Here is an 11,671-nt window from a genome sequence, read left to right as displayed (position 1 = left end):
CCCGCCGCCACACCAGCCCCGTCTCCAGCACCGGCGGCTCCGAGAGCTCGACATAGGCCACCCCCGCCCGCGCCAGGTTCCTCAGCGAGGCCGGGACCAGCGCCAGGCCCAGCCCCGCCGAAACCAGGCTGATGATCGTCTGCATCTGGATCGCCTCCTGGACGATCCGCGCCGGGCGGCCGCGGGCGCTGAAATAGCCGGTGACCAGGTCGTGGAAGGCCGGGGCGACGGTGCGGGGAAAGAGCACCAGCGGCGCGTCCAGCAAGGCCTCGGGCGCCAGGACGCCGTCCACGATCGGCAACCGCCCGTCCTCCACCCAGAGAGCGGGAACGGCGGCGACCAGCGGCTCGGAGACCAGGCGGTGATAGGCCAGGGCTTCGGGCAGGGCCCGCTCGGCCGGCGGGATGATGATGCCCGCGTGCCGCTCGCCGGCGACCACCGCCGGGATCTGCACGTCGCTGGTGGCCTCGACCAGGCGGATCTCGACGTCCGGATAGGCCTCGGCGTAGCGCCGCACGAGGTCGGGCAGGACGCTGTAGTCGGCGGTGCTGACGAACGACAGGGTCAGGTACCCCGTCTGCCCGTCGCGCAGCCGCCGGGCCGTCTCGGGCAAGGCGTCGACGGCGGCCAGGGCTTCCAGCACATGCGGCAGCCACTGCTCTCCCAAGGGCGTCAGCTCGACGCTCCGCTTGGTCCGCGCGAACAGCGGCGCGCCCAGCTCCTTCTCCAGCGCCAGGATCGACTGGCTGAGCGGCGGCTGGGTCATGCCCAGGCGCTCGGCCGCCCGCCCGAAGTGCAGGCTCTCGGCCACGGCGGCGAAGTGGCGGAACTGGCGAATGTCCATGGCGATAGGTTTAGCGACCTAATCAGGCGCGACTAATATATTTTTCGATCGACCCCGACTGCCGTAAAAGACCCCACGACCGACACTGGAATTTGATCATGCCTCCCTATCGCTCGCGCACCTCGACCCACGGCCGCAACATGGCCGGCGCCCGCGGCCTCTGGCGCGCCACCGGCATGAAGGACAGCGACTTCGGCAAGCCGATCATCGCCATCGCCAACAGCTTCACCCAGTTCGTGCCCGGCCACGTGCACCTGAAGGACCTGGGCCAGCTGGTCGCCCGCGAGATCGAGGCCGCCGGGGGCGTGGCCAAGGAGTTCAACACCATCGCCGTCGACGACGGCATCGCCATGGGCCACGGCGGGATGCTGTACTCCCTGCCCAGCCGCGACCTGATCGCCGACAGCGTCGAGTACATGGTCAACGCCCACTGCGCCGACGCGATCGTCTGCATCTCCAACTGCGACAAGATCACCCCCGGCATGCTGATGGCCGCCATGCGCCTGAACATCCCGGTCGTCTTCGTTTCCGGCGGGCCGATGGAGGCCGGCAAGGTGACCGTGAAGGGTCAGATCCGCGCGCTGGACCTGGTCGACGCCATGGTCGTGGCGGCCGACGACAGCTATTCCGACGAAGAGGTCTCGGCGATCGAGAAGGCGGCCTGCCCGACCTGCGGCTCGTGCTCGGGCATGTTCACCGCCAACTCGATGAACTGCCTGACCGAGGCGCTCGGTCTGTCCCTGCCCGGCAACGGCTCGGTCCTGGCCACCCACGCCGACCGCGAGGCCCTGTTCAAGGAGGCCGGCCGCCTGGTCGTCGACCTCTGCCAGCGCTGGTACGAGCAGGAGGACGCCACCGCCCTGCCGCGCGGGATCGCCACCCGGGCCGCGTTCGAGAACGCCATGAGCCTGGACATCGCCATGGGCGGCTCGACCAACACGGTGCTGCACCTCTTGGCCGCCGCCCACGAGGGCGGGGTCGACTTCAGCATGGCCGACATCGACCGGCTGTCGCGCCGCGTGCCCTGCCTGTCCAAGGTCGCCCCGGCCAAGGCCGACGTGCACATGGAGGACGTCCACCGCGCCGGCGGCGTCATGGCCATCCTCGGCGAGCTGGAGCGCGGCGGGCTGATCGACGCCAGCCAGCCGACCGTCCACGCCGCGACCCTGGGCGAGGCCCTGGCCCGCTGGGACATCGGCCGCACCAACAGCGCCACGGCCCACGAGCTGTTCCGCGCCGCGCCGGGCGGCAAGCCGACCCAGATCGCCTTCAGCCAGGCCGCCCGCTGGGAAGAGCTCGATTTGGACCGCGAAAAGGGCGTCATCCGCTCGGTCGAGCACCCGTTCTCCAAGGACGGCGGCCTGGCGGTGCTGTTCGGCAACCTGGCCCCCGAGGGCTGCATCGTGAAGACCGCCGGGGTCAACGAGTCGATCCTGACCTTCCGTGGGACCGCGCGCGTCTATGAGAGCCAGGAAGCGGCGGTCAGCGGCATCCTGGGCGGCCAGGTCACGGCTGGCGAGGTCGTGGTCATCCGCTACGAAGGCCCCAAGGGCGGGCCCGGTATGCAGGAGATGCTGTACCCGACCACCTATCTGAAATCGAAGGGCCTGGGCGCGGCCTGCGCCCTGATCACCGACGGCCGCTTCTCGGGCGGCACCTCGGGCCTGTCGATCGGCCACGTCTCGCCCGAGGCCGGCGAAGGCGGGCTGATCGCCCTGGTCGAGACCGGCGACTCGATCCTGATCGACATCCCCAACCGGGGGATCACGCTCGAGGTCGCCGAGGATGTCCTGGCCGCCCGCCGCGCCGCCCAGCTGGCCCGCGGCGCCGACGCCTGGAAGCCGCTGAACCGCCAGCGCGAGGTCAGTCCGGCCCTGCGCGCCTACGCCGCCATGACCACCAACGCCGCCAAGGGCGCGGTGCGCGACGTCAGCCAGGTGGAACGGCGGTAGGGGGCGAAGCTCGCTAGCTCCACGCCTTCTCTAACGTGTCATCCCGGAAGCCTCGCAGAGGCTATCCGGGACCCAGGGGGTGACAAAGCGCGGTGCGAACCGCCCCAGGGTCCCGGCTCTTCGCTACGCTACGGCTGGGATGACACAGGAAATATGGCTGATTAGAAGCTCACCCCCGCACCCCGTACCGCGCCAGGAAGGTTTCCACCGCGTCCTCGGCGATGGCGCGGAGCGGGCGGCGGGGCTGGACCTCGTCGCCGGCCGAGAGGCCCAGCACCAGGGTCACGTGGTCCAGCATGCCCATCAGCTGGCTGGCCGCCCAGGAGGCCTTCTCGACCTTCAGCTCGCCGGTCCTGACCAGGTCGTTGATCACGGCGATCGCCGCCCCGCCCAACTCGTCCCGAGCGCTCTGCAACAGGTATTCGGCCACGTCCTCGAAGCGGCGGCGCTCGGACGTGACCACCCGGAACAGGGCCCGCGCGTCCGGACGCGAGAAGAAGTTGGCGTAGGCGCAGGCCAGGGCGATCAGCCGGGTGCGCGCGTCGCCCTTGACCCGAACGGCTTCGCGGACCGGCGCGGCCACGCCGCTGACCGTCTCCATGACGATGGCCCGGAACAGGTCCGCTTTGCCTGGGAAGTAGGCGTAGAGCGTCGCCGTCGAGACCCCCGCCGCGCGGGCCACCACCTCCATGCCCGCGTCGGCATAGCCTTCGCGCAGGAACAGCGCCCTGGCGGAGGCGAGGATCTCCTCCCGCTTGTGACCCGAACGCTTCAGACCTGCGCCGACGAGCATGAGGGAAACTCGCTGTTTGATTTGCGATGCAATCTAGCCGCGAAAATGAAGGGTAAGCAAGGGTCGCGCGAGAGGACTTCGCGTTCTGTTTCGGTTATGGAGCGCTCGCGCATCGACTTGGAGCGCGTTCGAGCGGTTTAACCGCTCACACTTAAACCTAACGCGCTCCGGTTCGTGGGCGGAAGAAACGGGATCGAAAGCGTGATCAAGGACGCGGAAGCCGCGCGCGAACAGGAAGTGGCCGCCTGGTTTGGCGAGCGCGCGGAAAGCACGATCGAGACCTCGTGCGCCCGCGTGTTCCTGATCGGCGGTTCGGCCTTCAAGGTGAAGCGCCCGGTCGATTTCGGCTTCCTCGACTATTCCACGCTGGAGCTGCGGCGCTGGGCGCTGGAGCGCGAACTGACCTTCAACCGCGCCGCCGCGCCGGACATCTATCGCGAGGTCCGCCGCCTGACCCGCGCCGCCGACGGCGGGGTCGAGCTGGACGGCGACGGCGAGATCGTCGAGTACCTCTTGGAAATGCGCCGCTTCGACCAGAACGGCGTGCTGGCGACCCAGCCCTGGGCAATCGACGACGCGCTGGAGGACTCGCTAGGCCGCACCGTGGCCCGCTTCCACGCCGGCTCGGCCCCGCGCCCGCAAGGCGGCGGGGTCTCGGCCCTAGGCTATACGACCCGCTCCAACGCCAACCTGCTGCGGGGCCTGGCGCCGCGCCTGGGCAAGCAGGCCGTCGAGCGCCTGGCGCAGGAGACCGACCTCGCCCTGGAGCGCCTGGGTCCGCTGCTGGACGCCCGCGCCCAGGACGGCTTCGCCCGCCACTGCCACGGCGACCTGCACCTTGGGAACATCCTGATCGAGAACGGCCAGCCGATCCTGTTCGACTGCATCGAGTTCAACGACACCCTGTCGGACATCGATATCCAGTACGACCTGGCCTTCCTGCTGATGGACCTGGACTTCCGCCGCCGCCGGGACGCCGCCGGCCGGGTGCTGAACGCCTATCTCGACGAGGCCGCCCGGTCGTTCGGCGACGGCCTGTGGACCGGTCTGGCCGCCCTGCCCCTGATGCTGAGCGTGCGCGCCGCGGTCCGCACCCACGTCTGGGCCTATACCGGCGACGACGAGGCCGCGCGGGCCTATCTGCAGACGGCGCTGGAGCACCTGGCCCCGCGTCCGGTCAGCCTGATCGCCGCCGGCGGCCTGTCGGGTTCGGGCAAGTCGACCTTCTCGCGGGTCTGCGCCCCGGGCCTGGGCGCCGCCCCCGGCGCGGTGGTCCTGCGCACCGACGAGATCCGCAAGCGGCTGTGGGGCGTGCCGTCTCTGCAGCGCCTGCCGCGCGAGGCCTATACGCCGGAGATGAGCGCCAAGACCTACGACCAGCTGTTCCACGACGCCGAACTGTGCCTCAAGGCCGGCCGCTCGGTGGTGCTGGACGCCGTCTTCCTGAAACCCGAGGAGCGCGCCCGCGCCGAGGCCCTGGCCCAGACCTGCGACGTCGCCTTCCAGGGCGTCTGGCTGGAGGCCCCGCCCGAGGTGCTGCGCGCCCGCGTCGCCGCCCGCGTCAACGACGCCTCGGACGCCGACGTCGCGGTGCTCGAAAACCAGCTGGCCCGCGATCCCGGCGAGATCGCCTGGCGCAAGGTCGACACCGTCAGCGCCTTCGAGGACGAGGCGCGGGCCCTGGCCGAGGCGATGGGGTAGGGCTAAGGTTAGCGCGCCCTCCGTCTCATCGCCATTGGCGCCGATCCACCTCTCCGTTGCACGAGGAAGGATGCCGTTCCTCTCACCCACAAGCGGGGAGGTGGCGCGATGCGAAGCATCGTGACGGAGGGGGCGTCGTCATGAGCCATTTGGCATTCTCAAGCTCGCCCTAAGGGCGCGCTGCGTTGCACAACGACGCGCGCCCCACTAGCTTCTCCTGAACAACGATAATCCACGACAATTATGGCGTCGAGGTGGTCCACGCCTGGGGCATGACCGAGACTTCTCTGGGGAGAAGGAGCGCCAAGGTCACCATCGGTACGCATCAAACACGCCATCGAATTGCCGCACCCTCCGCAAAGCTTCACCAGAGGTTGATCCGGAGGCTCGTGGTGCGCCATCTTCATCTTTGCCTCCTGGCGCTCGCATGCCTGTCGCCGTCCTTGTCGTTGGCGCAGGAAGCGTCTCCCGAGATGACGGCCGGAAGCAGTCCGGAAATGTTGGACCGGCGCCTGATCGACATCGGTGACGGCCGCCGGCTGAACATGGTCTGCATCGGCAAGGGCGCGCCGACCCTGGTCTTCGAGCAAGCCCTCGGCGGGACGATCCTCGATTGGCAGTACATCCAGGCCGAGCTCAGCAAGACCAACCGGACCTGCTTCTATGACCGCGCGGGGTACGGCCAGAGCCCGGCCTCGGACCAGCCTCGCACGCCCCGAAACGTCACCGACGACCTGCACGCCCTGCTGCGCAAGGCCGGCGAACGCAAGCCGGTGGTGCTGATCGGCCATTCGATCGGCGGGCGCTATGCGCCTTACTACTACGAGCGGTTCCCGGCCGAGGTCGCGGGCATGGTGCTGGTCGATCCGGGGTTCTACGGCCAGGACGATCTGAACCTGTCCGCCCCCGACCAGGCGCTGTTCGACAGCTTGCGGGACCAAGCCTATGCGAAATGGTCCAATTGCGCGGCCAAGGCGCGCGCTCACGAAATCACGCTGGAGGCGCCGCAGGGCTGTTTCAGGGCGAACCTGCCGTACTACACGCGCGACGAGGCCGCGCGGATGCTGCCCGTCTACCAGCGCCTCGAGCGGTGGGAGACGATCGCCTCGGAATATGGCCACATCGACGAGGACAAGGGGCCGCAAAAGGACTGGGGAGACCTGCCGCTGCTCGTCCTGACGCGGACCGCCTTCCCGCCGACGCCGGGCGCGTCCGACGCCTTCAATCAGTCGGTCGAAGCCGTGTTGAAGCGCGGGCACGCGGCGCTGGCGGCTCGATCCAGCCGTGGGCGGAACATCACCGTGCCGAACTCCAACCACTACATGCAGGCCAACCAGCCCGAGCCCGTCCTGGCCGCGATCCGGGAATTCCTGGCGGAAGTCAGCGCCCGGCCACAACGCCCCTACTAAGGTCGCTCCCCCCTCCCCAGGTCGGGGCGAGCCTCACACCTCTTGAGGTCGCAGCGTGCAGGGCTGGGCGTGAGATGTAAGGATGGCTCCTTCTCCGGGGAGAAGGAGCGCTGAGAGGCCCCCTCTCCCATGCGGAGAGGGTTGGGGTGAGGGGCTACGGCGTGGGACGGCGCGTCATGAATTCCATTCATGGCTCGGCCGAGAATTGATGAGTTGCCGGCAAAGGCTTGGGGTGGCTCTCTCCAGCGCCGTCGGGGACCGTCTTCTGTTGCTCATGATCAACCTTCGCCGCTTCGGGCTGTCGCTGACCGCCCTGGTCTTGGCCTCCTGCGCCCAGGGCGCGGCGCAAGGCCGGGATCAGCCCATCGTCATCGAACACGTGACCGTCTTGGACGGCCGGGGTGGCGCGGCGATTAAGGACGCCCGGGTCGTCGTGCGTGGTGAGCGCATCGTCAGCGTCACCTCCGCCGCGTCGCCCCCTCCTCGCGGCGCCGTCCTCGTCGACGGCCGGGGCAAGTTCCTGCTGCCCGGCTTCATCGACATGCACGCGCACCTGCTGTTTCCGCGCTGCGGCCAGGGCGACGCGCCGCCGCGCTTCGACCGCGCGCTGTCGGAGAAGGCCCTGTCGGCGCAGCTGGATTTCGGGATCACCACGGTCCGTAGCCCCGCCACGCCCACCGTCGAGGGCCTGGCGCTGCGAGACGACCTCAACGCCGGCCGGGTTCGCGGCCCCCACGCCCTGGCCTCGGCCGAGCTGATCAACGACCCGAGCCTCACCGACACCCAGCTTCGCCAGATCGTTCGCGACGCGCTCCCCTATCGGCCCGACTACATCAAGGTCTATTCGCGGCTGAAGCCCGAGCAGGTCGCCTCGGTGGTCGACGAAGCTCATCGCCACCACCTGCCGGTCATCGGCCACCTGCAGCGCACGACGTGGGCCGAGGGCGCGCGCCTGGGCGTCGACCATCTGGCCCACGGCGTCGACTGGTCAGCGGACAGCCTGCCGGCCGACCGGCGCGCCGCCTATCTGGAGGCGACCAAGACGCGGCGGGGCTTTCGGTCGCGGATCGACTGGCTGGAGGCGTTCGATCCCAACGGGGCGGAGCAGACGGCGCTGATCGCCGCGCTGGCCGAAAATCCGGTGTCGGTCGACGTCACCCTGATGGCCTATGACGGCAAGTTCTCGCCGCCCGACGAGGGCCGCTATCGGCGCAACCCCGCGCTCGACGCCTTTCCGGAGCTTCGCGACGACTGGACGCGCTGCGACGACGCCACGGCCGACTGGAGCCCGGACGACTTCCGGCGCTGGAAGGCCGCCCGCCCCAAGCTGCTGGCCTGGGTCAAGCGCATGAGCGACGGCGGCGTGCGGCTGGTCAGCGGCACGGACCTCACCAACGAATGGATCGCGCCCGGCGAGGGGCTGCACCAGGAGTTCGAGCTGCTGGCGGAGGCGGGCCTCTCGCCCGATCGAATCCTGCGCATGACCGGCGCCGACGCCGCCAAGGCCCTGGGCCGCGCCGACATCGGCGTCGTCGAGGCCGGACGCCGCGCCGATCTGGTGCTGCTGTCGGCCGATCCCCGCCAGGGCATTGGCGCTACGCGGTCTATCGGCTGGGTCATGCAAGGCGGCCGCATCGTCGCCCAGGGGCGGCCGGGGGCTGGGCGGTAGCCCCTCAATGGAAATCCCGGCTCCGCAGCAGCCGCCCCGACACCTTCTGGCGCACGCGCGGCGCCGGGGCGCCCGGTTCGTCCCTTAGCGCCGAGAGATGCGCCGAGAGGTCGGTGAAGCCTTCGGCGACCACGTGGATGACGCCGTCGGCGCGCTGCACCCGGCCGTGGACGACCAGGAACGAGGCGGTCATCACCAGGTTGCGGTCGGCCTCGAAGCGGTCCTTCCAGACCACCGCGTTGGCGACGCCGGTCTCGTCCTCCAGGGTCACGAACACCACGCCCTTGGCCGTGCCCGGCCGCTGGCGGATCAGGACGAGGCCCGCCACCGACACCCGCGCGCCGTCCTTCAGGGTCGATAGCCGCTCGGCCGTGATCACCCCGCGCCGTTGCAGCATCGGCCGGTAGAAGCCGATCGGGTGGGCCTTCAGGGACAGGCTGGTGGTGCGATAGTCCTCGGCTACGTCCTGGGGCGCGGCCATGGCCGGCAGGGCGACGCGGTCCTCGAACAGCGGCAGGCCGGCCAGCAGCGGGGCCTGGACCGGCGCCTTGTGCTCGCCCTTCAGCCCCTTGACCGCCCACAGCGCTTCGCGCCGCGTCAGGCCCACGCCGGCGAAGGCGTCGGCCTCGGCCAGCAGCTCCAGCGCCTTCTGCGGCACACCGCCCTGCGCGAACTCGCCCGGCGTGCGCGCGCCCTCCGCGCGGGCGTGGACCAGCACGGCGACGTCGGCCTTCTTCAGCCCCTTGATCTGGCGAAAGCCCAGACGGACGGCTTTCCAGTTCTGGCGGTTGGCGTAGTCGGCGATCTTGTCGGCCCGGGGCCGGAAGCCCTCGTACGCGGCGCCCTTCTCCAGCGTGCAGTCCCAGTCGCTGGCCAGGATGTCGGGCGGCAGGACCTCGACCCCGTGCTCGCGCGCGTCGCGGACCAGCTGGGCCGGCTGATAGAAGCCCATCGGCTGGGAGTTGATCAGGGCCGCGCAGAACACGTCCGGCCAGGCCCATTTGATCCACGCCGAGACATAGACGAGCTTGGCGAAGCTGGCCGCGTGGCTCTCCGGAAAGCCGTAGTGGCCAAAGCCCTCGATCTGCTTGAAGCAGCGCTCGGCGAAGTCACGCTGGTACCCGCGCCGGACCATGCCCTCGACGAACTTGTCGCGGTACTCAGCGGGCGTGCCCAGGTTGCGGAAGGTGGCCATGGCCTTGCGCAGGCCGTCGGCCTCGTCCGGCGTGAACTTGGCCGCCTCGATGGCGAGACTCATGGCCTGCTCCTGGAACAGCGGCACGCCGAAGGTCTTGCCCAGGATGCCCTTCAGCTCGTCCGCCGGGCCGTGCTCGGGTGAAGGCGCGGGCCATTCCACCGGCTCGATGCCGTTCTTCCGCTTCAGGTAAGGGTGGACCATGTCACCCTGGATCGGGCCGGGGCGCACGATCGCCACCTCGATCACCAGGTCGTAGAACTCGCGCGGTTTCAGGCGCGGCAGCATCGACATCTGGGCCCGGCTCTCGACCTGGAACACCCCGACGCTGTCGGCCTTGCACAGCATGTCGTAGACGCCCGGGACCTCTTTCGGGATGTCGGCCAGATCCTTCAACCAGGCCTGGCCGTGGTCCTCGCGCAGCATCCCCATCGCCCGCTGGATGGCGCTGAGCATCCCTAGGGCCAGAACGTCGACCTTCATCAGGGACAGGCTGTCGATGTCGTCCTTGTCCCACTCGATGAAGGTGCGGTCCTTCATCGCCGCGTTGCCGATCGGCACGGTTTCGTCCAGCCGCCGCTTGGTCAGGACGAAGCCGCCGACGTGCTGGGACAGGTGGCGCGGGAACTTCAAGAGCTCGGTCGCCAGGGCCACGGCCCGGGCGATCTCGGGGGCGTCGGGATCGAGGCCCGCGTCGCGCAGGTGCTCTTCGGGCAGACCATCGCCCCAGCTACCCCAGACGGTGCCGGCCAGCAGGCTGGTCACATCCTCGGTCAGGCCCAGGGCCTTGCCGACGTCTCGGATGGCGCTGCGCGGGCGGTAGTGGATCACCGTCCCGCAGATGGCGGCGTAGTCGCGGCCGTAACGCTCGTAGACATATTGCATCACCTCCTCGCGCCGCTCGTGCTCGAAGTCGACGTCGATGTCCGGCGGCTCGCCGCGGTTTTCGGAGATGAAGCGGGTGAACAAGAGGCGATGCTCGGTCGGGTCGATCGCCGTCACGCCCAGGCAGTAGCAGACCGAGGAATTGGCCGCCGAGCCACGCCCCTGGCACAGGATGCCCATCTTCCGCGCCTCGCGCACGATGTCGTGCACGGTGATGAAGTAGTTGGGGTAGTCCATCTTGGCGATCAGCCGCAGCTCTTCCTCCAGCTGGGCCTTCACCTTGTCCGGCACGCCGTTCGGATAGCGCCAGGCCGCGCCCGCGAAGGTCAGGTCGGTCAGGTGCTGCATCGCCGACTTGCCCGGCGGCACGGGCTCGTCGGGGTACTGCTCCTTGATCTGGCCGAGGTCGAAGCCGATCCGCTCGACGATCTCGACCGTCCGCTCGACCGCGCGCGGCCAGCGCTCGAACAGGCGGGCCATCTCGGCGGGGGTCTTGATGTGCCGCTCGGCGTTGGCCTCCAGCCGAAAGCCCGCCTCGTGGATCGCGCAGTGCTCGCGCACGCAGGTGATGATGTCCTGCAGCGGCCGTCGCTCGGGGCCGTGATAGAGCACGTCGTTGGTCGCCACGATCGGCGCGCCGGCCGCCTGGCCCAGGGCGTCGAGGCGCGCGAGGCGCTTGAGGTCCTGGGCGGCGTAGGCGCGGCTGGCCGCCAGCCAGGATCGTCCGGACAGGTCGCCGGCCATGCGAGCCAAGTCCCGCTCGAACGTCTCGTCCAGCGCCCGGGGCGGGACGATCAGGCCAATCTGCCCGTCGGCGTGGTCCAGGAAATCCGCCCAGGCCAGATGGCACTGGCCTTTCTCGGCGCGGCGCTGGCCCAGGGTCAGCAGGCGCGTCAGGCGGGCGAACGCCTCGCGGTCGGTCGGGTAGCAGATCAGGCTGGGCGTCCCGTCCATGAAGTCCAGCCGGCAGCCGGTCAGCACCCGGACCTGGCGCGACTTGGCCGCCGTCCAGGCGCGCACGACGCCGGCCAGGCTGTTGCGGTCGGCGATCCCGACGGCGGTCAGCCCCAGCGCCTCGGCGGCGATGGCCAGCTCTTCCGCGTGCGAGGCGCCGCGCAGGAACGAGAAGTTGCTGGTGGTCTGGAGCTCGGCATAGGCGGGGCGGCGGGGCATCAGTTCCTCCCCCGCTCGCGGGGGAGGTGTCGGCGGAGCCGACGGAGGGG

At 69.8% G+C, this 11,671-nt stretch carries 7 protein-coding genes; 4 read left to right on the top strand and 3 right to left on the bottom strand.

Annotated elements, in window-relative coordinates:
• A partial coding sequence (locus AX690_RS16930) for a LysR family transcriptional regulator (protein ID WP_066730495.1) occupies positions 1–844 on the bottom strand: 844 nt, incomplete at its 3' end.
• Positions 845–942: 98 nt separating this feature from the next.
• Between AX690_RS16930 and ilvD the strand changes: the two genes are divergently transcribed.
• Entirely contained in the window at positions 943–2,796 is a 1,854-nt protein-coding gene (ilvD, locus tag AX690_RS16925; RefSeq protein WP_066683695.1) for a dihydroxy-acid dehydratase, read from the top strand.
• A gap of 169 nt (positions 2,797–2,965) precedes the next feature.
• Here the strand turns inward: ilvD and AX690_RS16920 are convergent, their stop codons facing one another.
• Positions 2,966–3,589, bottom strand: coding sequence for a TetR/AcrR family transcriptional regulator (locus AX690_RS16920; protein WP_066683689.1), 624 nt, complete (start codon positions 3,587–3,589; stop codon positions 2,966–2,968).
• Positions 3,590–3,790: 201 nt separating this feature from the next.
• Here AX690_RS16920 and AX690_RS16915 point away from each other — a divergent pair, with 201 nt between their 5' ends.
• From AX690_RS16915 to AX690_RS16905, 3 genes are all read left to right on the top strand, one after another.
• On the top strand, positions 3,791–5,290 hold the full coding sequence (locus AX690_RS16915) for a bifunctional aminoglycoside phosphotransferase/ATP-binding protein (RefSeq protein WP_066683687.1): 1,500 nt from the start codon (positions 3,791–3,793) through the stop codon (positions 5,288–5,290).
• Positions 5,291–5,763: 473 nt separating this feature from the next.
• Positions 5,764–6,699, top strand: a complete 936-nt coding sequence (locus AX690_RS16910) for an alpha/beta fold hydrolase (RefSeq protein ID WP_197426894.1) — start codon at positions 5,764–5,766, stop codon at positions 6,697–6,699.
• 274 nt (positions 6,700–6,973) lie between these two features.
• The gene (locus AX690_RS16905; RefSeq protein ID WP_231732227.1) at positions 6,974–8,368 is read left to right on the top strand and encodes an amidohydrolase family protein; all 1,395 of its coding nucleotides are present in this window, start codon (positions 6,974–6,976) and stop codon (positions 8,366–8,368) included.
• Between the two features lie 4 nt (positions 8,369–8,372).
• Here AX690_RS16905 and AX690_RS16900 read toward each other — a convergent pair whose 3' ends face one another.
• Positions 8,373–11,621 carry an error-prone DNA polymerase gene (locus AX690_RS16900; protein ID WP_066683681.1) on the bottom strand — a complete coding sequence of 1,083 codons (3,249 nt, stop codon included), beginning with the start codon at positions 11,619–11,621 and terminating at the stop codon, positions 8,373–8,375.
• Positions 11,622–11,671: the final 50 nt, after the last annotated feature.

The sequence above is a fragment of the Caulobacter sp. CCH9-E1 genome, from assembly GCF_001556515.1.
GTDB lineage: Bacteria > Pseudomonadota > Alphaproteobacteria > Caulobacterales > Caulobacteraceae > Caulobacter.
The sequence above is the reverse complement of the archived record's forward strand: the minus strand, read 5'-3'. Positions and strand labels throughout refer to the sequence as shown.